This window comes from Plantactinospora mayteni, assembly GCF_016862935.1.
Lineage (GTDB): Bacteria > Actinomycetota > Actinomycetes > Mycobacteriales > Micromonosporaceae > Plantactinospora > Plantactinospora mayteni.
In genome coordinates, this window is sequence record NZ_BONX01000002.1 from 79,689 (window position 1) to 103,861 (window position 24,173).

Genomic DNA, 24,173 nt, shown 5'->3' on the forward strand with positions numbered 1-24,173 from the left:
GCCGGGCCGGGTCCTGGTCGTCACGCTGCTCGTCGTGACGACCGGGTACCTGGCCTGGCGGGTCGCCGTCCTCGCGGGCCTGGAGGCCCACTTCGGCAGCGGCTTCGACGAGCAGCGCTTCAACCGGCTGCAGCAGGAGTACGACCGCCGCCAGGACGCCTTCGCCCGGGCCGACGCCCGGATGCGGAAGCTGATCGCGGAACACCCCCGCGCCGAACGCATCGACTGGAGCCGGTACCGGACCTGCGTCCGCGAGCCCGGCCGCCCCTCCGACACGTGCACGACGACGCCCCCGCGCGACCAGAAAGTGTACGACGCCCTCTGGGGCGTCAGCGTGATCCTCTACCAGCCCAAGGACGAGGGCCGCACGTTCTACCGCTTCTACCACGAGGACCCCCCGCGCTACACGATCATGCGCGCCCCCGAGGACACCGCGGAGGAGGCCGAGGAGTACGCGGACGCCCACGGCTTCCGCTCCACCCGCCTCCTCGGGCCCGGCTGGACGATCCTCGGCCCGATCGACGACATCGGCCGCGAGGAGAAGCAGTTCCCGTAGGAGGGCTCGCGGAACGCTTCGCCGGGAAGCAGCAGGCACGAGAGGAGACCCCCACCCCCGTGAACACGTTCCTGATCACCGCCGACCGTGTCATCGCAGGCCCCGCGGACCGGGTGACCGCCGACGGCGCCGTGCTCGTCGACGAGAGCACCGGCGCCGTATCCGCCGTCGGCCCCGCCGCCGAGTTGGACGCGACGGTGGACCCCCAAGTGCCCCGCCTGCGCTGCCCGGGCGCGACGGTGCTGCCCGGCATGACGGACTGCCACGTCCACCTCGCCTTCGACTCCGACCCCGACCCCATCGGCACTGCTCACCGGTCAGGTCACTCGGATACGCCGCACGCTCACCCATGATCAGCCCAACCCGGCCGGGACCCCACCGGTACGACCACGGCTCACATTCATATGCCGGGTCAAACCCACAATGGACGAAAGCTACCGAACCACCCTCTGACAGACGGTCGCGAAGAAGTTGTCCATCGGCCCCGAGTGGTGCGCGTCGGCCATGAGCAGGAGAGTCAGCGCGGCATCATCCTGCGTCACCGCATGCCTCGCGACGGGAGGACATCTCACGCCCGCCCAACAGCAACTCCTGGCCGCCGCGATCGATACACTCCAACACCGCGTTCAGGCCGACCTGTGGCAGGACGACCAGGCCGCCTACTTCCGGGCGCGAGATCTGTTGACGGTCGCTCGGTACGTCCGTGCCGCTGCCGATGCCGTGCGGGGTTCAGGGCCCCCGGATTCGGATCACAGGAGGTAGCGCAAGAAGTAGCGGTCGAAGATGGCCGTCTCCGGGGAATCACAACTGGCCACCAACACCTCCCGGCGTGGGCGGTCCCTGCTGAACCAACCCCAACCCAACCAGCCCCGGTTCCCGCCAACACGCCGACCCACAACACCCTCGGCCATTAGCTCAGATGCTTCCCCATCGGACATCAGTAGTGTCCAGTCGGGACACAACCCGAGCCGCCACCGAGGTGCTCACCCGCCACACACCGAGCATCCCGCCTACGCAGTGAGCAGTAACGGTCCGTAATCCCACCCAGGGCAGTTGCCCGGATCAGCCCGCATACGCGGGGAGCAGCCGGACGACGACGGGTCGGTTTGCTCCCTGCCGGGATCACCTCGGCGTGCGGGGAGCAGCCCGGGCCGTCCGCGCGGAACGGTCCCGGGCGAGATCATCCCCGCGTGCGCGGGGAGCAGCGCGGCGCCTCGCCCCGCTCGATGTCGGTCTCGGGATCACCCCGTGAGCCACTCCTGCCGCGCGGGTGAAGGGCATGAACCCGGACGTCCCGGAGACGAATGTGCGGGACAATCCCTGCCCGTACACCGAATGGGACGCCGGCTCCGCCCGGTGGAAGCGGTGAAGGGCCGGAGTCAGAGCGTCTCCAGCGGCTGCGGGCCGGTCGGCGGCGGAAAAACCGTGTCGAGTACGGCCAGGTCCTCCTCGCCGAGCCGCAGGTCGAGCGCGGCGGCGTTCTCCCGGGTGTGCCCCGGATTCGACGACCGGGGAATGGCGGCGATCGTGTCCTGCCGCAGCACCCAGGCCAGCGCCACCTGCACCGGTGTGACCTGGTGCCGGGCCGCGATCTCGGAGATCTGGGCATCGCCGAGCAGCCGGCCCTGCTCGATCGGCGAGTACGCCGTCACCGGAATCCCGTGCTCGCGCAGCCACGGCAGCAGGTCGTACTCCGGGCCACGCCGGGTCAGGTTGTAGAGGATCTGGTTGGTCGCGCAGGAGTCGCCACCGGCGTCCAGCAGGTCGACCATGTCCGACAGGTCGAAGTTGCTCACCCCCCACTGCCCGATGTCGCCCGCCGCCACCAGCTCGGTGAACGCCTCGATCGTCTCGGACAGCGGATGGCCGCCGCGCCAGTGCAGCAGATAGAGGTCGATGTGGTCGGTCCCGAGCCGTCGCAGGCTCCGGCGACACGCCTGCACGGCGCCCTGCCGGGTGGCGTTCGCCGGCAGTACCTTGTCGACCAGGAAGACCTCGTCGCGGCGCCCCGCGATCGCGGCACCGACCAACTCCTCCGAGAAGCCGCTGCCGTACATCTCGGCGGTGTCGATCATCGTCATCCCGAGATCCAGCCCGGTACGCAACGCCGCGATCTCGTCCTGCCGTTTCCCGGAACTCTCCCCCAGATACCAGGTCCCCTGGCCGAGGACCGGCATCGTCCGGCCCGACGGCAGGGTGATCGCGGGCATCACGACGGTCATCTCCGGCCTCCCGGCAGCGTGGGAAACGCGTGCAGACGATAGCGGGATCGCCACGCGGCGCCGCCCGCCTACCCGCTCTGCGACCGACCAAACCCGCCGAGGCGACCGACGTTTCCCAGATGTCCGCCGGTGCTACCGGAGGGTACGCGTCGGTTCGACCTTCCCGGCGGCGTCCTGACGAGCTGGCGAGGGTGGCCTGCTCATCGCGGCAGGATGTCCTTGTCGAAGATGTCGATCGGCAGGTAGAGGGTCACGGTCGGGTTCGGGATCGTGACGATGCAACTGATGCGTATCTCGACCGGCGCGACGCTGAGAATCGTGTACGCCTGCTCTCCGGAGTATCCGAGTGTCATCAGAAAATCGACGGCCCGGAGCATGGCCTCGCGTGCGGCGAAGCTGGCGTCCTGGTAGCCCTGTTCCTTGCCGGAGAAGCAGAAGCCGTTGAAGCCGAGGTAACGGTCAGCGCCGAAGCGGGCTTCGATCGGCCCGGGCCTGACCAGCGGCGTCGTTATTGCATACCGCTCCATGCCGCCCTTGATCACGTCGAGGCGCAGCCATGTTCGTCCGTCCATCTCCATCGCGTTGAAGCTGCACTCCCCGTCGCCGGCCGACAGGTGGTGGTCACCCAGGGAGAGCAGGCCGCCTTCCACGAAGACCGGGAAGTACACTTTCGCTCCTGGACCCAGTTTGTTGATGTCCATGTTGCCGCCGTTCTCCCGGGGCGGCTGGGTACGAGCGGCAGTGCGTCGAGCCGTCTCGCCCAGGCCCCGCAGCAAGGCGTTGCGGGGTTCCGGCGCGAACGCCCGGCCGTCCGCGAACAGCGGCTCCTCACGTTCTCTCCAGAGCTGCATGAGCGCCAGTGACGGCGCCACTCCCATCGTCCCGGGGTGGGGCTGGGCGGGGATCCTGATCCCAGGCAGGTCGGGAGATTCGGCTATGCCGCCGCGGGCGTGCCAGGTCGAGCGGTAACCATCAGGGAAGATTTCACCGAGTAGTCCGGGCGTCCCTGGCAGAATGTTGGAGAAGGCGATACCACTGAGTGGCTCGACTCCGAGCACCTCGGCGACCAGCAGATCTCCGGGCTCGGCACCATGGACGTGCACCGGGCCGGCGAGAGGGTGCATCCGGGAAAGGTCGACCCGTCGCAGTTCCTCAAGGCTCCCGTTGTCATGGATCTGATAGTCGTCGTAGCCGGGCGCCTCAAGAATCACCTCGCCCATTGGGTCGACGAAGACCGCAGCCGGGATCTCCGGGTGCCAGCGGTTGTGCCCTAGTTGGGGTTGGTGGGCGAGGGGCGATCCGACCTCGCACCTCAGTCGCGGGACATCCAGATAACGGTCACGGAACCGTGACAAGGGTTCGACGTTCTCCGCTTGCATCGTTGCCGCTCCTCGTATTGTGGTGACCGGTGGGACAGGTCATGCGGAAGGCGTGACCGCCTCGGCCGTGTCGGCCGTGAAATGGATACGGGTGAACTGCTTCCGCCAGGCGGTGACCTCTTCGGCGACGGCGGACGGCTCGACGTCGGGGTCCAGCCCGCGGGCGACAAAGGACGCCAGGGCGGTCATATCCTTCTCGGTCATGCCGATCCGGGTGATCTCCGGGGTACCGATGCGGAGCCCGTTCAGGTCGCCGTCGACAGGTTCGACCGGCAGACCGATACCGCTCGTCAGCAGGTTTGCCCGGCGCAACCGACGAGCGGCGCGCTGTCCACCTCCGTACCCGTTGGCGATGACGGCGAACTGGTGTGATCGGGTGCCGCCACGGTCGGCGGCGAAGACCGGTACGCCCAGCGACTGCAACTCCGCGGCCAGTCGGGCGGCGTTCGCGGCCATCGTTTGGGCGTATGCCGTTCCGGAGACCTTCCAGTCAAGCAGCGCGACGGCCAGCGCCGCGGTCTTGCCGACGTCGAAGTTCGCGGTCAGGCCGGGATAGGCGATGGCGTCGAGTCGCCGAGCCAGATCCGCGTCGTTGGTCACGACGAGGCCGCCAGGTGGACCACCGAGGCTTTTGTAGGTGCTCATTGTGACCAGGTGGGCACCCTCGACCAACGGTTGGGGCCACACTCGCCCGGCTATCATGCCGGACAGGTGAGCGGCATCGTAAAGTATTCGCGCTCCGACGGAGTCCGCGATGTGCCGTACCTCGCCGACCGGGTGCGGAAACAGGTTGAGGCTACCGCCGATAGTGATCAGCTTTGGCCGGATCCGCCGAGCCAGTCTCGCCAACTCGGCGACGTCCACCGTGTACGTGTCGGCCGCGACCGGTGCGGGGACGATGGTGAGTCCATAGCGGCCGGCCACCCCGTCGACGTGGTGCGTGACGTGTCCGCCGATGCTTTCCGGAGGAGCGATTATGGTGTCGCCAGGTCGACAGGCGGCCATGAAGGCATAGAGGTTGGCCATCGCTCCGGAACCGACCCGCACCTCGGCGTAATCCGAGTCGAAGACCTGGGCGGCGAGTTCGGCCGCGATGATCTCAATCTGCTCGATAGCCTCCAGTCCCATCTCGTACTTCTCGCCGGGGTAGCCCAGCGAGGCGCGAGTGCCCAGCCGTGCCGACAGCATCGCCTCGGCTCGTGGGTTCATGACGTTCGTCGCCGGGTTCAGATTCACCGACTCGACGTCGTGGATCCGGTGGTTCTCGGCCACCAACCGGTCGATTTCTTCGAGCGTCGCGGACGCGGATCGTCCGGCCAACGCATGCACCACTTCGCGGATTCGGTCCTGACTGCGCGAAGGAACCCACGAACGAGACAGTTGGCTTCGAATCATCACTTCGGCTCCGCATCTCCCGACAGCTCCACTGTGTCGTCGGCCGAGTCGCCAGGCCGTGCCGTACGACCATATGCGCAGGTCAGGGTCGTGCACATCGGATCGGAGCCGAGACCCGCCGACATGATCTACTACAGTTGTCGCAGCGAGGCCGCCGTTGCAGGGCAAACTCCGAATGACATGCCCCGCCGGTGGCTGTCGACTCGCCCGGAGTTTGCCGGGTGGCTCACTCCCAGAGCTATCAGGAGCAGCGCATGGGACCGTTGGATGTGACCCGCACGTTCGAGGAGGGTCTTGACGAGTTCGCCAACCGCATCGGGCACAGCGTCTCCGTCGACGCGCCGGACGGGCGTCTGATCGCGTACAGCGTGCAGGACGGTCACGCCGATCCGGCCCGCGTCGCGTCGATCCTCTCCCGCAGGGTCACGCCCGAGATCCAGGACTGGCAGCTACGGCACGGCATCGCCGAGGCGAGCGGGCCGGTACGCGTACCGGCCAATGTGGAGCTGGGCATGGTCGGGCGGGTCTGCATCCCGATGCGGTCCGGGGATCACTGTCTGGGCTATCTGTGGGTACTGGAGGGTGAACGCGTGCTGACGCCAGCCGCGCTCGACCGGGCCGTCGAGGCCGTCAGCGAACTGAGCCACCTCCTCGAGGCGCAGCAGGATCTTGCCGGGCTGGGCACGTACGACGTCAACACCCTGGTCCGGCTCCTCCTCGACGGCAGTGCGATGGCGGCGAGCGCCCGCGACCGGTTGGCGAGCGCGATGCCGTCGTTGCTCGGTGCCCGGCTGACCGTCTGCGTGGCGGTGCCGACCAACGCAGATCGTGGGGCACTGTCAACTCTCCCGGCCGCCGTCTTCCGCCGCCTCGACGCGTCCATTCCGTCGGCGCTCACGTCGAGTCCAGCCCATGTCGGCTCCTTCGTCGCCACGACTCACGTCGCCGTCCTGCTGTGTCACCGACCGGACCAGCCCCTGCCCACCGGTGCGGTCGACCTACTCGTCCGCACCCTGAACAGGTGCGCTCGACCGGCCAGTCGTACCTTCACGGTCGGAATCAGCAATCCCGGCCCCTTCGACGTCGACTCCGTTCGTGGCCTGTACGGGCAGGCCCGGTCCGCCGCCGACCTGGCCGCTCTCGACCCGGCACTCCCCCGGATCCTGCCCTGGTCGAAGGTGGGGCCCTACCGACTGCTGCTCCAGATGGCTTCGCCCGAGCCGGATCCGGTACTCCAGCGGCTGGATGAGTGCGGCGCCTCCGCCGAGATGTTGACCCGCACGCTGGAGGTGTACCTCGACCTGGGGTGCGACGCGCCACGCACGGCCGACAGTCTCCAGGTTCACCGGACCACGCTCTACTACCGGCTGGCCCGGATCGCGAAGATTCTGGACGTGGACCTCGCCGAAGGACTCGTCCGGCTGCATCTGCACGTCGCGTTGAAGAATCGTCGACTTGCGGCCCGGACCCCTCGTGCCGCGGGCCCGCCGAACCCGGATGTCCGGCCCACGGAAAGGAAACCCGGTTATCCCCGCACCGGAGTTGCCTGACCCGGCCTGCGCTGCGCGGTCCAGGTCGCCGCTTCCGCGAGGCGGTCGGAGCTGTTCGAGGTTTCCACGACAGCTCCGCGAAGGTATCCGTGTTTGGGGCAGGCGGCGGTCGGCGATGGGCGCGACGATGGGTTGGTGATCAGAACAGCAGCGAATGCTCTCGGCGGGTTTCTGCGCAGCCGGCGCGAACGCATGACGCCGGAGGCAGCGGGCATCGCGCCTGGCGCTACCCGTCGGCGAGTCCCGGGACTGCGTAGGGAGGAGCTGGCCGAGCTTGCCGGGGTCAGTGTCGGCTACTACACGCGACTGGAGCAGGGGGTCAGCGGTAGCGCTTCCAGCGCTGTCATCGACGCGCTGGCCGTGGCGTTGCGGCTCGACCCGGCCGAGCACGAACACCTGCGGATCCTCGCCGCTCCGCGACGACCGACCCGCCCGCTTTCCCGCAGAAGCAGGCTGAGGCCCTCGGTTCGCGAGCTGCTCGCCGCCATCCCGGGAACACCGGCGATCGTGATCGATCATCGCGCCGACGTCCTCGGGTGGAATCGCCTCGGTCACGCGCTGCTGGCCGGTCATGTCGACTTCGACGCCCCGGACACGCGGATTCGGCCGAACATCGCCCGGATGCTCTTCGTCGACCCGCACCACCGCGCGTTGTACCGCGACTGGCACGCCAAGGCGCAGGTCACGGTCGCAGCCCTCCACCAGGCGGTTGCCCGGCACCCGATCGATCCGGAGCTTGAACGGCTCGTTGGTCAACTCGCCGTCGACAGCCCGGAGTTCGCCCGAATGTGGGCGCGGCGTCCAGTCCGAACCTGCGCGTACTACCTACGCGAACTCGACCATCCTGTCGTCGGACGAGTGACCCTGGCGAACGAGACGGTCACCCTGCCCGACGACGACCAGCAGATCGGGCTGTTCTACGCGCCTCTCGGCACCCCTGACGCCGACGCACTCACCTTACTGGCACACAGCCTCGAAGAACGCCTCACGCCAGCGACCCCGTCGGAGCAGGAGAACGCACGATGAGGATTGTCGTCGTCGGCGGCGCGGGCACCATCGGACGACGACTGGTGCCCGCACTGCGATCCCGGGGCCACGACGTGGTCGTGGCCGGGCGCACCTCGGGCGACGTCCACGTCGACCTGACCTCGCCCGCCACGATCGAGGCCATGTACCGCAGGGTCGGGGCGGTCGACGGCGTCGTGAGCATCGCGGCGCACGGTGCACCCGACGAGTTCGGGACGCTGACCTCAGACGCGCTGTACGAGAACATGCGGGCCAAGTTCTTCGGGCAGGTCGACCTGGTTCTCACCGGCCAGCGTCACTGTGCCGACGGCGCCTCCTTCACCCTGACATCCGGCATCTTCGCCGACCAGGCATGGCCGCACGTCACCGGCGGCGGCGTCATCAGCGGCGCCCTGCACAGCTTCACCTTGTCAGCGGCGATCGAGCTACCCCGGAAGATGCGGATCAACGTGGTCAGCCCCACGATGGTCGGCGACTCCGTCGACACCTTTGCCGAACACTTCCCCGGCATGCGTCCGGTGCCGATGGACGAACTCGTCGACCACTACCTGCACTGCGTCGAAGACGACAGCACCGGCCGCATCATCCGCGCGTACGGCGGCGTCGGCGCACCCGGCCCGCGCGGTCAACTGTTGTAGCCGGTACGCAACCGCTGGTCCCCCTCCGGGATCGCACACGGCGCCCCGCCCGCGTTGGTGAGCCCTTCCGGCTTCAGCGACCAGGTCGGCAGGGTACCGGTGCCGGCGTAGTTGCTGCCGAGCTCGTTGTTGAAGAACCGGTTGTGGTACGACGCGCACTGCCGGTCCATGTCGTTCTCCACCGCGCAGGCCCGGTCGCAGAACTCGCCCCGGTAGTGCGAGATGCGGCCGGTACGGTTGAACCGGTTGTACTCGATCGTGTTGAAGTTGCTCATGTTACGCACCTTCACCGGGTCACCGCTGATATAGCTGAACGCGTTCCGGTTGATCTGGTTCGACGAGCTGAAGTGCGTCACGTACACCCCGTGGATGTGGTTGGGGTACGGGCTGACGTTTTCGAGGTTCACGAAGTGGTTGTTCTCGATGATGTTGTTTGACGAATTGGTCAGTACGATGGCGCCGTACCCGAAGTGGCCGCCCGTCCACTTGCTGCCCAGGTGCTTGAACACCATGCCGAACACGGTGTTGCCGTTCAACCCCGCACTGCCCTGTACGTGCAGTGGCGGGTCGTACCGCTCGTCGCTGACGTCACGCTCCGAGTTTCCGTAGATGGAGATGGCGCTCGACGAGTAGTACTCGATCTGGAGATAGTAGAAGCGCAGCCCGGAGGTGCCGCCGTTGTAGAGCGGATCCGCGGGGTCCGTGGGCAGCCGGGGTTGGAGCCAGGTGCCGTCCGGGTAGCTGCCGTCGGAGTTGCGCCGGTTCCGGAAGACCGGCAGGCCCGCGATGCCGTCGCGCCCGTCGCCGTACTCGTAGTCGACCGGCATGAACGAGACGGTGTGTCCGGGAACGTAGAACCGCCAGTTGTGCATGGGCGGCGCCTGGTACGTCCCCTGCGTGATCCGGACCTCCACGTCGGTCGCCGGTTTGGCGGCGACGAGCACCTGCTGTACCCGGACCAGGCTCACCACCGGCGTCGCCGGGCTCAGCCCGTCGTTGGCGTCGGAACCGGTCGGTGCCATGTAGACCGTGAAGACGTCGGCGTCGGCCGCCGCGGCCGGCACCCCGGGCAGGGCCGCCGCGAGACAGGCGACCACCGCGGTCACGGCGAGCGCCTGGACTCTGATCCTCATCTCCGCTCCTCATCAGCTCCGTGGGCGCCGGCTATTCCACCGCGACCGGCCGCCACCCGAGCGGGCGGACAGTCCGGATCGCGGGCACCCGTCGCACGAACGCTAGGCGCCCGGCTGCACAGAATCCGCACATGGAACCAGCGCGGAATCAGCCGGTGATATTGAATTGACGGCGGTCGCACCAACGGCATTGAACCTTTCAACCTGAGCCGCGCGGCGCTCACGCACCGCGTCCGGCCCTACGGTCCGCCGGACCGCAGGGGGAGGTTGAAAAGGTTCATTGCGAAATGACGCGAAAGGACGATCCGTTGCAGATGTCCACGACACGCACCGTACGCCGCCGAGGGCGGGCCAGTGCCGCTTTCGCGGCCGGCCTCGCCGTACTGGGTCTGGTCGGCGCGTCCGGCCCAGCGCACGCCGGCCCGGATCCGATTCCCGGGGCCGCCGCGGATGCGACGGACTCGCTCCGGGCTCCGGCGTACCCGATCCCACCCGGTGCGCTGTTCGTCTCGCCGGCCGGCAGCGACAGTGCCCCCGGCACGGAGAGCCAACCACTGCGTACGCTGACCGCCGCGGTCAGCAAGGTGGCCGCCGGCGGGGCGATAGTGATGCGTGGCGGCGTCTACCGGGAGGGGATGGGCGGCGTCAACAAGCGGATCACGGTGCAGCCGTACCCGGACGAGAGTGTGCGGCTCAAGGGCTCGGACGTGATCTCCGCCTGGGTGGCCGACGGCGGCGATTGGCGGGCGGCCACCTGGACCTCACCGCTCTGCCAGACCTGCTACGACGCGGATGCCATCGACCCGGCCTACCCGCTGGCCGGCAAGCCCGACCAGGTGTTCCGCGACGGCACGCCGCTGGACCAGGTGGGATCGCGGGCCGAGGTGGTGCCGGGCACGTTCTTCGTCGACCCGGGCAGCAAGGCGCTGTACGTGGGCGACAACCCGGCAGGCGCGGTGCTGGAGGCGTCGGTCCGGTGGCGGGCCATGCTGCTCAACCCGGCCGCCGCCGGCAGCGTCATCCGCGGCCTCACCTTCACCGAGTACGCGCCGCACTGGAACGAGGACCAGCTCGCGGTGCTGGTCGTGAACGCGCCGGACTCGGTGATCGAGGACAACGTCCTCACCCGCAGCGCGGGCCGGGCGCTCGGCGTCCACAACACCGGGATCACGGTGACCGGCAACCAGGTGGTCGACAACGGCGGCGCGGGCGGAAACTTCAACCGGGCGCATGGCGTGCTGGTCCAGGGCAACACGTTCAGCCGCAACAACACCGCCCGCTTCGCGGTCTCGACCTGCACCTATGCCTGCACCATCGCCGGGCTGAAGATGGCACACACCGCCAACCCGACCGTGCGGGACAACGTCTTCGCCGACAACCAGGGCACCGGCTACTGGTGCGACCTGGGGTGCACCGACGGAACCATCACCGGCAACACCGTCGTGAACAACCCCAACAACGGCATCTACTGGGAGGTCTCGGCCCGCGCCACGATCTCGGGCAACCAGATCGACGGCAACGGGCGGGGCGTCAAGGTGGCCGGCTCCGACCATGTGACGATCACCGGTAACCAGTTCGCCGGCAACCGGACCCAGCTCGGTGTCTACGACGACTCGCGGTCGCCGTCCACCGACTCGTACTCAGCAGGTCTGGGGTTGACCTGGAACACCACCAACACCGTGATCACCTCGAACACGGTGCACGGGACGTCGGCGACCACGCTGTTGATGGAGACGAACCGTACGGCACAGGTCAACGCCGCCCAGATGATCCAGCAGGCGACCGGGAACACCGTGTCGGGCAACCAGACCATCCACTGGTGCCCGTCGAGCACCTGCACCCGCTACCCCACGATCGCGGCGTTCGCCTCCGCCACCGGCATCCCGTTCGGATCCGTCGGCACCCCGGCGCCGACCAACCACCTGGCCGACCCCGGCTTCGAGGCGAACCCGCCGGTGTGGGGCACCTTCGGTCCGGCCACCGTGCTCACCCCGGTCGGCACCGCGCGCAGCGGCTCCCGGGCGCTCCAGATCGGCACCACCGGGACGCCCCCGGTCACCGCCGGGGCCACCAGCCCGAACCCGCAACTGCGGACGGTCGCCGGTCGGACCTACTCGGCGTCCTGTTGGATACGCTCGGCCAGCCCGGTCACCGCGCGCATCCGGGTGCAGGAGTACACCCCGAACTGGCAGTCGGTCACCGGGCCGACCGAGTCGGCGGGGGTGTCGCTGCGCGACCCGAACACCTGGTACCAGGTGACCCTGACGCATACCGCCACGACCAGCGACAATCTGCTGCCGCTGAGCGTCCTCTCGCACGGCCTCACCCCGGGCGGGCACCCGCTGCTCGCCGACGACTGCTCGCTGACCGGGTGATCACAGGCTGTGCTGGGCCGCGAGACCAGTTCCCGGCCCAGCACAGCCAGCCGGCCCGCCGGACGGGATAAGGTATCCCGGCCAGCGCGTCGGCGCCGGGCGGACTCAGGAGGCGAAGCGCTGGGCGAACCGGCTCCGCAGCGTGGTGCTGCCGGAGAGCGCGGGGCAGGACCATTCCGGCTGCACACCCCAGCTGTAGGCGACGTCGAAGACCGGCGAGGGCACCAGGCTGTCCCACCGGGCGAAGATCTGGTCCATCTCGGTCGCCGTGGGCAGCCGCCACTTGCGGTTCCCCGTCGGGATGCTCGAACAGGTCTGACCGAACGCCTGGTAGGTCGGCACGATCGCGGCGAGCGGAATGCCGTTGGCCAGCGTCTGCTGTACCGCCTGGTTGATCAGGCCGTACTCACAGGTCTCGCCGATGCGGCACGGATACGGGTCGAGTCCGATCAGGTCCACCCCGGACCGGGCCGGCGCCAGGGCGGCGGGCGCCGCCTCGCCGTCTCCGCCGCCTGACGCGACGAACGACTTCTGGACTCCACCTGTCCGGGTACGGATGTAGTTGGCCCGCTTGCTGATCAGCGCGAGCAGGGTGGGGCACGCGACGAAGTCCGGCTCGTCCCACAGGTACCAGCCGAAGACCTTCGGGTTCCCGGCCAGGCTGTCGACCAGTGCGTTGAACTGAGCGTCGGTGTACTCGGAACCGCATTGGGAGTTGTCCCCGCCGACCCAGAGGAGGGCCTGGTGGCCGGCCGGCAGCGCGTTGACGTCCCCCGGCCACGGGCCCAGGTCCCAGAGGTTGAAGCCGACGTCCCGAGGCGCCGCCGAGTACCCGATGTTGTTGGCGTAGTGCAGTGATGTCGTGGCCAGCGGTGCGGCCTCGACGGCCACGGCCGGTGTCGCGACGGCGGCCGGTGCCGGACCGGCCGACATCGCCGTCACCACGAGCACGGCCAGCAGTGCCTTTCTCCCGCGCATCTGCGCTCCTCTCCCGATAAGATTCCGCACCCGACGCCCGGGCCGCCGCAGAGCCGGTGACGACGGGCACCGCCGCGCCACCCGAGGCTGACCTCCGGCTGACCGCTCTCCCCTGACCGGCTCCGTCAGCTGATCGGGACGGCGGCGGCCCGCAGCGCCAGGAAGTTCGACCGGTACTGGTCGTGGATGGTTGCCGACTGGATCCGCAGCAGCGCCTCGTCGTTCTCCCGCAGCGCGGCGTTGGAGTAGTTGTGGCTGCCCGTCACCACCCACTTGGTGTCCCGCTGCCCGGCGTACGTCCCCTCGATCAGCAGGTACTTCGAGTGCACGATGTAGTCGCCGCTGATCCGGTACAGCTTGATCCGGCTGTGCCCGGACAGGATGCTCGGCACGTCGGCGTCGGAGTCGGTGTAGACGACCTCCACCCAGCACTTCCGGTTGGCCAGGTCGCGCAGCTTGTTGGCGATCGGGTTGCGGCTGAAGTACCACATGCCGATCCGGATGATGGTACGGCCGGTCCCGGTGCCGACCGAGGTGTTGCCCTCGCAGCTGACGTTCTCGTCGAGCATGTTGTAGATCGTGTCGGTGTCCTGGCTGGTGCCGGCGCGCGGAAAGAAGTACGACTTCGCGTTCCCGCTCGACGTGCTCCGGTAGTAGTCGTTGTTCTTCACCTGGGCGGCCAGGTCGTCGAAGTACTCGACGTACGAGTTGTAGACGGCGGCGTTGCCGACCAGCGTCACCGCGTTGTTCCAGTACCGCTCGGCGTTGCCGCTGGTCAGGTTGGACGAGCTCTGCACGAGCACGTTCGCCGTGCCGGAGGTGTTGGAGAAGAGGAAGAACTTGTTGTGCATGATCGGCGTACCGAGGTTGCCGATGCAGGCCCGCCCGGTGGTGCACACAGTCACCCAGGACGGGGTACTCCGGCTCGTACCCAGCTTGCCGATCAGGCTGGTCACCGCCGGGTAGTCCCGGGACTCGCTGTCGACGACGACCCGCACGTTCACCCCCCGGTCGTACGCCGCGATCAGATCGTTCGACACCCGGGTCAGGGAGAAGTGGTAGATCGCCACCCGAATCGTGGATCCGGCGGCGGCGGCCTGGACCAACCCCTGGATGTGCTCGATGACGGCGTACTGCTGGCTGGCCACGGTGGGGTTGTTGAAGACCGCGCCCGAGGTCACGGCCGCAGCCGCCGGGGCGGTCGGGGCCAGGAAGGCCGCGGTGGCGATGGTGCTCGTGACGAGCAGCCCGGCGATACGACGCAGAAGCATTCGGTCTCCTCGATCGGGTGGAAGTCCGGGACAACCTGGCATCGGCATTGACGCTGCACAGTGTGCCGGCGGTCCGCACAGTTTCCGCACAGGACCCGGCGAACGTCAGGTGGACGCGGCATCAGCTTTCGTCGAGCTGCTGGCGCAGTTCGGCCGCCTCGCGCCGGGCCTGCTCGGCGGCGACGGGGTCGCCGAGGGCGTCGTGCGCCTCGGCGAGGACGCGGAGGCCGGTGGCGAGCCAGTGCGGCGAGCCGATCCGGCGCCAGATCGCGACCGCCTGCCCGGCGCGGTGCAGCCCGAGCCGGGGCCGGCCGGCGGCGAGCTGGGCCACCGCGAGCGCCCACAGTGTGCCGGCCTCGCCCCACGCGTTGGCGAAGTCCCGGTGCACCCACAGGCACCTTGCCAGCAGCCGGCGCCCCTCGCCGGGTCGGCCCAGCCTGACCCGCGTCTCGCCCAGCCAGCACGCCGCATGCGCGGCGGCGAGCCGGTCACCGAGGTTCTCGCTGATCTGCTGGGCGCGCCGAAAGTAGTCGGCCGCGTCGGCGTACCGGTGATCGGCCCGGGCCACGTGACCCAGGCTGCGCAGGGCCTGTGCCTCACCCGGCCGGTAGCCAGCCTGCCGGCTCAGCCGCAGGCACTCGTCGAAGTACGCCGTCGCCTCGGCCAGCCGCCCGCGTTCCAGGTGGACCACGCCGATGCCGTTGGTCGCGTACACCCGCCCGTTGAGGTTGTCGGTGCGCAGGGCCAGCTCCCGGGCCCGGCCGAAGGTGTCCAGTGCGGCGGAGGACTGGCCGCGTAGCCGGTAGAGGTACCCGAGACCGGCGGTGATCGCTGCCTCGTACTCCGGATCGTGATTGGTGATGGCCGCCCGGGCCGCCTCGAAGTGGCCGATCGCCTCGGGATATCGGTCCTGGATCGTCTCCAGCTCGCCCAGGCCGCGGTACAGCTTCACCGCGGTCCGCCGGTCGCCGGCCCGGAGCGCGGCGGCCAGGGCCCGGCTCTGCACCCGCCGCCAGTCGTCGAAGTGGGTGCCGAGCTGGAAGAACGTGGTGAGCGCCGCGGCCAGGCTGCCGGCCAGGCCGGTCGCCCCGACGGCCAGGCCGTCGTCCACCACCGACATCAGGAGGTCGTGCTCCCGCTCGAACCAGGACCGCGGATCGGCGGTGATCCGGTCCACCTCGGCCCGGGGCAGGCTCCACCGGGCCAGCCGGTGCCGGGCCAGGCCGAGGAAGTCCGCGGACAGCCGCGTGTCGGCGCGTTCGGCCAGGGCCAGCGCGGCCCCGACCAGCCGGCGGGTGGCCGCGGTCCGGGCGGACGGCTCGTCCCCGGCGGACGCCTGCTCCTGGGCGAATGCCCGGACCAGGTCATGGAGGCGGTACCGGGTCTGGTCCGCCGCCGCCACCGGCTCCACCAGGTGCACCGCGACAAGGTCGTCGAGTACCTGGTCGGCTTGGGACAGCGGGGCGTCCAGCAGCGCGGCGAGCGCCCAGGACGGGAAGTCGCGGGTCCGCAGCGGGCCCAGCCGCCGCAACGCCAGCCGAGCCCGCTCGGTCAGCCCGCGGTACGTCAGGTCGAGGCTGGCCCGCACCGCCAGGTCGGCCACGGCCAACTCGTCCAGCCGGTGCTGGGCCGCCGCCAGCCGGTCGGCCAGTTCGGCGACGGGCGAGCCGGGCCGGGCCGCCAGTCGCGCGCCGGCGATGCGCAGCGCGAGCGGCAGGTGGCCGCAGAGCGCGGCGAGCCGGGCGGCGCCGGCGGGATCGGCGCGCACCCGAGGCGTACCGGCGAGCTGTTCGAGCAGGGATACGGCGTGGCCAGGGGAGAGCAGGTCGAGCGGGAGGCGGACCGCCTCGGCCAGGCCGGTCAGTACGCGCCGGCTGGTGACCACCGCGGCGCAGCCAGCCCCGCCCGGCAGCAGCGGGCGGACCTGGGCCAGCGAGGCGGCGTCGTCCAGGAGCACCAGCACCCGGTGCTGCGCCACCACGGAACGAAACAGCGCGGCGGCCTCGGCCTCGTCGTCGGGCACGGCCGACGGCCGGACCCCGAACGTCCGGAGGAACCGGCCGAGCACCTCGACCGGGCGCAGCGGTTCCAGGCCCGGGGTGGCGCCGCGCAGGTCCACGTAGACCTGCCCATCCGGGAACCAGCTCGCGCATTCGCGCGCCACCTTCAGGGCGAGAGCGGACTTGCCGACCCCGGCGACGCCGTCGACGGCGATCACCACCGGGCCGTCACCTACTCCGGCACCGCGCAGCGTCCGGGCCAGCCAGGCCAGTTCGTCGGCGCGCCCGCACAACTCGGTTGAGCCGGCCGGTAGCTGCCGTGGTGGCGCGGCGGGCACCGCCTGGCCCGAACTCGTGCCGCTGGCCAGGCTGTCGTCGCCCCGCAGGATGCGTTCGTGCAACCGGCGCAGCTCCGGTCCAGGGTCCGCGCCGAGTTCGCTGGCGAGCAGCGCACAGAGTTCGGCGTACGCGGCCAGCGCCTCGCCCGGCCGACCGGCCCGGCACAGCGCGACCATCAGGTGCACACACAGCCGTTCCCGCAGCGGGTGCTCCTTCACCAGCGCCCGCAGTTCGCTGACCACGCTTTCCGGCTGCCCCAGGGCGAGCCGGGCCTGCGCCCACTGCTCGGCCACGGCCAGCCGCCGCTCCTCCAGCCGTAGCACGGTCGCTTGCAGGGCCGGTCCGTACGCCACCCCGTCCAGCGCCCGGCCACGCCACAGCCGCAGCGCCCGTTCCAGGCAGTCTGCGGCGGCCGGCAGCCGGCCCGCCCGCAGCGCCCGCTCGCCCTCGTCGGCCAGCCTGTCGAACCGCTCCAGGTCCAGCTCGCCCGGGTAGACGTTGATCTGGTATCCACCGGCCCGCACGGTGCACAGCCGCGAGCCGCCTTCGCCCGGCACCTGGAGCACCCGGCGCAGACCGGCCAGGTACAACCGGAGGTTGGCACCGGCGGCAGCCGGGGGCTGCCACCACACCGAGTCCATCAGGCGTTCGGTCGACAACGCTTCGTTCGTGGACAGCAGCAGCGCGCCCAGCACGGTGCGTTGCTTGGGCGTGCCGATGTCCAGAGACTCGCCTTCGTAGTAGACGTCCGGTCGGCCCAGTACGCGGAACTCCACCTCGACCTCGTTCCTCCCCAGGGGTTCCATGGTCTGGTGCCGCGCTGGCATGATGCCGACATCCGTATGGTCCGCGACACGGGGTAGCGGTACTGCTCGGCGACGCTTCGGCGGGCCGTACTACGGGTTTGCTACGGGAAGCGGGATCGGCGAGTGGAGGGATCCGGCGAGAACGCCGTGCGCCTCGGCGCGCTGGTGCAGCGGTTTCGTCGCCAGGCCGGCCTGACCCAGCAGGAGGTCGCCGACCGGGCCGGGATGAGTGTCGGCGGGCTGCGGGACCTGGAGCAGGGCCGGGTAGGGCGACCCCGCCCGGCCACCCTACGCCGGCTCGCCGCCGCCCTGCGGCTCCCCGAGTCCGCCGCGACCGAGCTGGACCGGCTGCGCCTGCGCGACGCGGCCACCCCGTACGGCCTGCGGATCCAGGTACTCGGTCCACTCACCGTCGCGGTGAACGGGAACCCGGTCGACCCTGGCTCGACCCGCCAGTGCGCCCTGCTGGGCCTGCTGGCCGTCCGGGCGAACACGCCGGTCAGCCTGGACGCCCTGATCGAGGTGGTCTGGGGGACACAGCCGCCACCGGCCGCCGCCGAGCTGATCCAGAGCCGGATGTCGCGACTGCGCCGGCGCCTGGGGACGTCGGGGCGAGCGACGTCGCCGACCTGGTCACTGGACGCCACCAAGGGCGGCTACCAGCTCACCGTCAGCGACGAGCAGGTGGACCTGTTGCCGTTCCGCCGCCTGGTCGAACAGGGCCGCCGAGCCGGCGAGGCCGGGGACGCCGCGGCGGCGTACGCCTGCTACCAGCAGGCTGTGGCGCTGTGCCGGGGCGAGCCGCTGGCCGACGTCGGGGTGCTGCGCTCACACTCGGCGGTAACCGCGCTGGATCGGGAATGGCGCCGGGTGGTGGTGGAGTACGCGGACTTCGCCGCCGCCCTGGGGCAGCACGACCGGGTACTGCCGATGCTGCGCCAGGTGACCGAGGCCGATCCGCTGGACGAGCCGGCGCACGCTCGGCTGATCGCCGCGCTGGCCGCCGGCGGCGAGCCGGCCGCGGCGCTCGCCGCGTACGACCGGCTGCGCCGGCGGCTGGCGGACGACCTGGGCGTCGACCCGGTGCCCGAGCTGCAACGGCTGCACCAGACGATCCTGCGCGGCGAACCGGTCAGCGCCGCCACCCCGGCCCGCTCCCCGGCCAGCCCGCCTGCCGCTCCGGGAGCGATCTCTCCGGTGCTGGCCAGGCTGGACGTGCCGGCCCAGCTCCCGATCGAGGCGCCCGGCTTCACCGGCCGGCAGGCCGAACTCGCCCGGCTCGACGCGGCCCTGGCGGCGGTCGGCCCGGACCGGACCGCGGTGATCTGCGTCGTGTCCGGGACCGCGGGGGTGGGGAAGACCGCGCTCGCGGTGCGTTGGGGGCACCGGGTACGCGACCGGTTTCCGGACGGGCAGCTCTACTTCAACCTGCGCGGCTTCGGCGCTGCCGGCGGGTCGAACCGGCAGCCCGGCGACCCGACCGGCTCGGCGGTGAGCCCCGAGGAGGCGGTACGCGCGTTCCTGGACGCCCTGGCCGTGCCCGCCGCCCGGATCCCGGCCAACCCGCAGGCCCAGGCCGCCCTGTACCGCACCCTGCTGGCCGGCAGGCGGGTGCTGGTGGTGCTGGACAACGCCCGAGACGCCGAGCAGGTCCGGCCGCTGCTGCCCAGCACGCCGGGCTGCCTCGCCGTGGTGACCAGCCGGAACCCGCTTACCGGCCTGGTCGCGGCCGAGGGCGCGCACCCGGTGCCGGTGTCGCTGCTGTCCGTTGTGGAGGGCCGTGAGTTGCTCGCCCGCCGCCTCGGCGCCGACCGGACGGCAGCCGAGCCGGACGCGGTGGACGAGATCGTCGACAGGTGCGCCGGGCTGCCCCTGGCCCTGGCCGTGGTCGCCGCCCGGGCCACCGTCGATCTTCGACAATCGCTGGACGCGTTCGCCACGCAGCTACGGGACACCGTCAGCCGCCTGGACACCCTCGACGCCGGTGACCCGGCCACCGCCGTCCGGGCCACGTTCTCCTGGTCCTACCACTCCCTCACCGCACCGGCTGCCCGGCTGTTCCGGTTGTTGGGCCTGCATCCCGGACCGGAGGTCGCCCCGCCCGTCGCGGCCACTCTGGCCGGCGTACCCGTGGCCACGGTGCGCGCCCTGCTGGCCGAGCTGGCCCGCGCGCACCTGGTCGCCGAGGACGTGCCGGGGCGGTACGCGTTCCACGACCTGTTGCGCGCGTACGCCGGCGAGCTCGCGTACACGGTGGAGTCCGAGGCCGACCGCGTCGCCGCGGTACACCGGATGACGGACCACTACCTGCACACCGGGTACGCCGCCAGCATGCTGCTCGACCGGCACCAGGAGCCGGTCACGCCGGCCCCGCCGCTACCGGGCGTCGTCGTCGTGGAGCTGGCCGACCACCGGGCCGCGCTGACCTGGTTCAGCACCGAGCACCGGAACCTGCTGGCCGCCGTCCGGCAGGCGAGCGGCGCCGGGCTCGACCGGCACACCTGGCAGCTCGCCCACGTCGTGGACATGTTCCTGGACCGGCGCGGGCTGTGGCATGACCAGGTCGTGGCCTGGCAGGCAGCGCTGCGTGCCGCCGAGCGGCTGGCCGATCAGAACGGGCAGGCGGAGGCCCACCGCCGGCTGGGCCACGCCGATCTCCGCCTCGGTCGCCACCGTGACGCCGAAGCGCGCCTTCGGTCCGCCCTCGACGGGTTCACCGGGGCCGGCAGCCGGATCGGCCAGGCACACACGCACCGCTACCTGGCCCACCTGGCCGACCGGAAGGGGGAGCGGCAGCAGGCACTCGCGCACGCCCGGCAAGCGCTCGCGCACTACCAGGCGGCCGGGCACCAGCGCGGGCAGGCCGACGCCCTCAACGGAGTCGGCTGGCATCTGACCCTGCTCGGCGACCACGCGGGGGCGATCCGCCACTGCGAGCAGGCGCTCCCGCTGCTGCGGGGGCTCGGTGACCGCCGGGGCGAGGCCGCCACCTGGGACAGCCTCGGCCACGCCCACCACCACCTCGGCCAGTACGGGGAGGCGGTGGAGTGCTACCAGCGGGCGATCGCCCTGAACCGGGACCTCGGCGACCGCTACTACGAGGCGGTGTCCCTTGGCCATCTCGGCGACAGCCACCGGGCGACCGGCGAGCACGGCGCCGCCCGGGATGCCTGGCGGCGGGCACTGGAGATTCACGAGGCGCTCGGCCACCCGGACGCCGAGCAGGTTCGCGGCAAGCTCGACGAGCCTTACCCGTCGTGATCAGGGCGCCCGGCCCGGCATAAGAACGACGTGATGTGCGGATTATGTGCATGCCACTGCGAAAATTATCGCCGGTTGAACACATGTGGGTGGCAATCCGTTACGCGCTTCGGTCGCGGGGAGGACAGCGATGGGACTCAGGATATTGCGGTTCCGGCGGATGCTGCTGTCCGCGGCGCTCGCATGCGTCGGTGTCGGCGTCGTACCAGCCACTGCCAGCGCCGACCCGATCCGGCCGCTGAACATCGACCGCGACTACCTGGACGTCGCCGCCGGCACCCCTGAACCGCCGTCCGGGTGCGCCCCGGTCAACCTCGACTTCCCGGCCTACCCGGAGCTCACCGGCGGGGCCACCGGCGACGCCGTCCGGGCGGTCCAGTGCCTGCTCGACAACGCCGGTTTCTCACCCGGCGAGGGCTACCCGACCGGCACGTACGACGAGTCGACCAGCGCGGCGGTCCGGGCGTTCCAGCAGATCGTCGGCTTGGGGCCGAGCAGCGACGTCGACTCGCACACCTGGACCGCGTTGCTCGCCTTCGGTGACACGCCGACCCTGCGCAACGGGTCCGCCGGCGCCGCGGTACGGCGGCTACAGCGTGCCCTGACCGCCGCCCTGTCCCGCACGGTGGGCATCGACGGCCAGTTCGGAGCGATTACCGAACAGGCCGTCCGCGACTACCAGACCACCCGCGGCCTGGGCGCCGACGGCGTTGTCGGCCCGCAGACCTGGGCCGCCCTCCAGACTGGCAGGTAGTGGCGCCGGAAGTGTCTCCGACCCGGGCCGGGGCCGGCGAGGCGCTCCTCGCGGTCAACCGGCGTGGGTCCGTCCGCCGGTCCTGATCGTGCCAGATTGAGAGCCAGACATGAACGATCGACGCACTCCCGGATACTCCCGGCGCGCGTTGTTGGGGGCGGGTGCCGCCGTCGCGGCCGGTACCGTCGCACCCACCGTGCTGGCCACCGGCGGCTCGGCCGCACCCCGCCCGAGCGCCGCCGACGACTTCGCGCTGATGCGCCAGCAGTGGCGCGCGTTGCACGTCACCAGCGGCTACGACCCGGCCGATCCGGCGGTCGCCCGGGTGCTGACCAGGATCACCGACGACGGGCAGCGGTGGTGGTCGAGCATGGCGAAGGGGTCGGGCCGGACGTACCTGTGGTCGGATGCCCGACCTGCCGTCCACCGGTCGTTCGCGATCCGGGACTCGTTCGTCCGGCTCAGGGCGATGGCGCTGGCCTGGGCCACGCCCGGTGCGGGGCTGGCCGGAGACGCCACGCTGCTGGCGGACACCATCGGCGGCCTGGATTGGATCGTGGCGAACTGGTACGACGCCCCCCGTCCGCCGGACGACAACTGGTACGAGTGGGAGATCAGCGGCCCACGGGCATTCAACGACGCGCAGGTGATCCTCTACGACCGGCTGGCCGCCAGCAAGCTGTCGGCGTACGGCCGGGCGACGGCCCGGCACACGCCGAGGCCGGTGTACACCGCGGCCAACCGGGCGCTGACCGCGCACGTGGTCGTCGGACGGGGGGCGCTGCTCTCCGACGCCGCCACCGTCGCCTCCGGCGTGGCCGGACTCGGCGACGTCCTCGGCTACGTCACCTCGGGTGACGGCTTCTACCGGGACGGCTCGTTCATCCAGCACGACTACTACCCGTACGCCGGCTCGTACGGGGCATCCATTCTGGACGCCCTGGCGCCGGCGCTGGCGACGGTCGCGGGCACCGCCCGGCAGATCGACGGATCGATGGCGGTGAACTGGATCCGGGACGCGTTCGACCCGCTGATCTGGCGGGGCGCCTTCATGGACATGGCGATGGGTCGGGTGATCTCCCGGCCCGACGAACAGAACCACGCCATGGGCGGATACACCCTGACCGCGGCGCTCGGCCTGATCCCGGCCGTACCCGCCGGCGACCAGCCCTGGCTCCGCTCCGTACTCAAGGAATGGCTGCTGGCCGACGCCTCCGGTGACCCGCTGCCGGACCGGAACATTCCGGTCCGGCTGACCGCCGCCGCGCTGATGAACGACGACACCGTTGCGCGGCGTGGCCCGTTGGCCGTCAGCAAGGTGTACCCGAGACAGGACCGGATCGTGCACCGCAAGCCGACCTGGGCGCTGGGCATCTCGATGTTCTCCAGCCGGATCGCCAACTACGAGTCCATCAACGACGAGAACCTGCGCGGGTGGCTCACCGCGGACGGGGCGACCTACCTGTATGTCGGCGATGGCGGCGAGTTCGGCAACGGGTACTGGCCGACCGTCGACCCGACCCGGATCCCGGGCACCACGGCGGAGGTACGGTCCCGGTCGGCCGCCGAAGGCAGGGGCTATCGCAGCACGGTCAACTGGGCCGGCGGCGCCACCGCGGAGGGCCGGTACACGGCCGGCGGAATCAACCTCGCGGCGCAGGGCTCGACGTTGACCGCCAAGAAGTCGTGGTTCTGCTTCGACGAGGAGGTGGTGGCGCTCGGCGCCGCCATCACCGCCTCGGGCGGCGGGCGGATCAACACCTATGTCGAGAACCGCCAGCTCGGCGGGGCGGAGAAACTGCTCGTCAACGGCGCCGAGGTGGTCGCCGCGCCGGGCTGGACCGAGGTCCCGGGGACCCGGTGGCTGCACCTCACCGGCGTGGGCGGGTACGTCTTTCCCACCCCGACCCAGGTCGACTTCCGGCGGGAGGCCCGCACCGGCCGCTGGACCGACATCAACAAGCACCCGGTGTACGCCGGCCAGACCGGTGCGATCACCCGGACGTACCTCAGCGCGTGGATCGAACACGGCACCAGCCCCAGCAACGCCAGCTATGCGTACGTCCTGCTGCCTACCGCGACGCCGGAACGGACCGCCGAGTACGCCGCAAGCCCGAACACCCGGGTGGTGGCGAACACGCCGACGGTGCAGGCGGCCCGGGCGCTGTCCAGCGGCGTACTCGCGATCAACTTCTGGGCCGCCGGCACCGCGTCGATCGTCACCAGCCAGAACGCGGGGTCGGTCGTCCTGGTCGAGCGCCCCACCGAGCTGGTGCTGGCGGTAGCCGACCCGACCCACCGGGCCAGCCAGATCCGGCTGACCGTCAACACCGCCGCCACCAGCGTGCTGACACCCGACCCGAACGTGCAGGTCGTCACCCTCGACCCGTTGACCGTGCTGGTCAACGTCTCCGGAGCCGCCGGCGCCACCCGCACCATCCGGCTCACGCGCTGAGGCTCCACCAGCCGGCCCATTCCGGCTTGCCACGC

Annotated in this window: 16 protein-coding genes; 9 read left to right on the top strand and 7 right to left on the bottom strand. The window is 70.7% G+C overall.

From position 1 onward, the window contains the following. Positions 1-34 precede the first annotated feature (34 nt). On the top strand, positions 35-556 hold the full coding sequence (locus tag Pma05_RS00870; protein ID WP_203855286.1) for a hypothetical protein: 522 nt from the start codon (positions 35-37) through the stop codon (positions 554-556). A gap of 59 nt (positions 557-615) precedes the next feature. Further along, positions 616-909 (top strand): amidohydrolase family protein, encoded by a 294-nt coding sequence (locus Pma05_RS00875; RefSeq protein WP_203855287.1) that lies wholly within the window; start codon positions 616-618, stop codon positions 907-909. A 1,026-nt stretch (positions 910-1,935) separates the two neighbouring features. On the opposite strand, the gene Pma05_RS00880 is transcribed toward Pma05_RS00875, so the two are convergent. From Pma05_RS00880 to glyA, 3 genes are all read right to left on the bottom strand, one after another. Then, on the bottom strand, positions 1,936-2,778 hold the full coding sequence (locus tag Pma05_RS00880) for an aldo/keto reductase (protein ID WP_203855288.1): 843 nt from the start codon (positions 2,776-2,778) through the stop codon (positions 1,936-1,938). Between the two features lie 200 nt (positions 2,779-2,978). Further along, the gene (locus tag Pma05_RS00885; protein WP_203855289.1) at positions 2,979-4,157 is read right to left on the bottom strand and encodes an acetamidase/formamidase family protein; all 1,179 of its coding nucleotides are present in this window, start codon (positions 4,155-4,157) and stop codon (positions 2,979-2,981) included. A 39-nt stretch (positions 4,158-4,196) separates the two neighbouring features. After that, positions 4,197-5,648 (bottom strand): serine hydroxymethyltransferase, encoded by a 1,452-nt coding sequence (gene glyA / locus Pma05_RS00890; RefSeq protein ID WP_203855290.1) that lies wholly within the window; start codon positions 5,646-5,648, stop codon positions 4,197-4,199. Positions 5,649-5,806: 158 nt separating this feature from the next. Between glyA and Pma05_RS00895 the strand changes: the two genes are divergently transcribed. The 3 genes from Pma05_RS00895 (at position 5,807) to Pma05_RS00905 (ending at position 8,766) form a co-directional block, all read left to right on the top strand. Beyond that, positions 5,807-7,102 (top strand): PucR family transcriptional regulator, encoded by a 1,296-nt coding sequence (locus Pma05_RS00895; RefSeq protein WP_203855291.1) that lies wholly within the window; start codon positions 5,807-5,809, stop codon positions 7,100-7,102. 93 nt (positions 7,103-7,195) lie between these two features. Next, the gene (locus Pma05_RS00900) at positions 7,196-8,128 is read left to right on the top strand and encodes a helix-turn-helix domain-containing protein (protein WP_239311468.1); all 933 of its coding nucleotides are present in this window, start codon (positions 7,196-7,198) and stop codon (positions 8,126-8,128) included. Further along, positions 8,125-8,766 carry a short chain dehydrogenase gene (locus Pma05_RS00905; RefSeq protein WP_203855292.1) on the top strand — a complete coding sequence of 214 codons (642 nt, stop codon included), beginning with the start codon at positions 8,125-8,127 and terminating at the stop codon, positions 8,764-8,766. Before Pma05_RS00900 ends, Pma05_RS00905 begins: the two co-directional genes overlap by 4 nt. On the opposite strand, the gene Pma05_RS00910 is transcribed toward Pma05_RS00905, so the two are convergent. Further along, a complete protein-coding gene (locus tag Pma05_RS00910) occupies positions 8,754-9,899 on the bottom strand; it encodes a hypothetical protein (protein WP_203855293.1) in 1,146 nt (381 codons plus the stop codon). The two genes, Pma05_RS00905 and Pma05_RS00910, sit on opposite strands and share 13 nt — an antisense overlap. Before the next feature lie 287 nt (positions 9,900-10,186). Between Pma05_RS00910 and Pma05_RS00915 the strand changes: the two genes are divergently transcribed. Then, positions 10,187-12,274: a right-handed parallel beta-helix repeat-containing protein gene (locus Pma05_RS00915; RefSeq protein WP_203855294.1), complete on the top strand. Its 2,088-nt coding sequence runs from the start codon at positions 10,187-10,189 to the stop codon at positions 12,272-12,274. A 105-nt stretch (positions 12,275-12,379) separates the two neighbouring features. On the opposite strand, the gene Pma05_RS00920 is transcribed toward Pma05_RS00915, so the two are convergent. The 3 genes from Pma05_RS00920 to Pma05_RS00930 form a co-directional block, all read right to left on the bottom strand. Further along, the gene (locus Pma05_RS00920; RefSeq protein ID WP_203855295.1) at positions 12,380-13,252 is read right to left on the bottom strand and encodes a hypothetical protein; all 873 of its coding nucleotides are present in this window, start codon (positions 13,250-13,252) and stop codon (positions 12,380-12,382) included. Between the two features lie 125 nt (positions 13,253-13,377). Continuing rightward, positions 13,378-14,523, bottom strand: coding sequence for a phospholipase D-like domain-containing protein (locus Pma05_RS00925; RefSeq protein WP_203855296.1), 1,146 nt, complete (start codon positions 14,521-14,523; stop codon positions 13,378-13,380). Between the two features lie 121 nt (positions 14,524-14,644). Further along, complete coding sequence (locus tag Pma05_RS00930) at positions 14,645-17,689, bottom strand: AfsR/SARP family transcriptional regulator (protein WP_203855297.1); 3,045 nt, start codon at positions 17,687-17,689, stop codon at positions 14,645-14,647. 102 nt (positions 17,690-17,791) lie between these two features. Between Pma05_RS00930 and Pma05_RS00935 the strand changes: the two genes are divergently transcribed. From Pma05_RS00935 to Pma05_RS00945, 3 genes are all read left to right on the top strand, one after another. Further along, positions 17,792-20,929, top strand: a complete 3,138-nt coding sequence (locus Pma05_RS00935) for a BTAD domain-containing putative transcriptional regulator (RefSeq protein ID WP_203855298.1) — start codon at positions 17,792-17,794, stop codon at positions 20,927-20,929. A gap of 130 nt (positions 20,930-21,059) precedes the next feature. Then, positions 21,060-21,683, top strand: a complete 624-nt coding sequence (locus Pma05_RS42205; protein ID WP_239311470.1) for a peptidoglycan-binding domain-containing protein — start codon at positions 21,060-21,062, stop codon at positions 21,681-21,683. Between the two features lie 109 nt (positions 21,684-21,792). After that, positions 21,793-24,138: a polysaccharide lyase 8 family protein gene (locus tag Pma05_RS00945; protein ID WP_203855299.1), complete on the top strand. Its 2,346-nt coding sequence runs from the start codon at positions 21,793-21,795 to the stop codon at positions 24,136-24,138. The last annotated feature ends 35 nt before the right edge of the window (positions 24,139-24,173 follow it).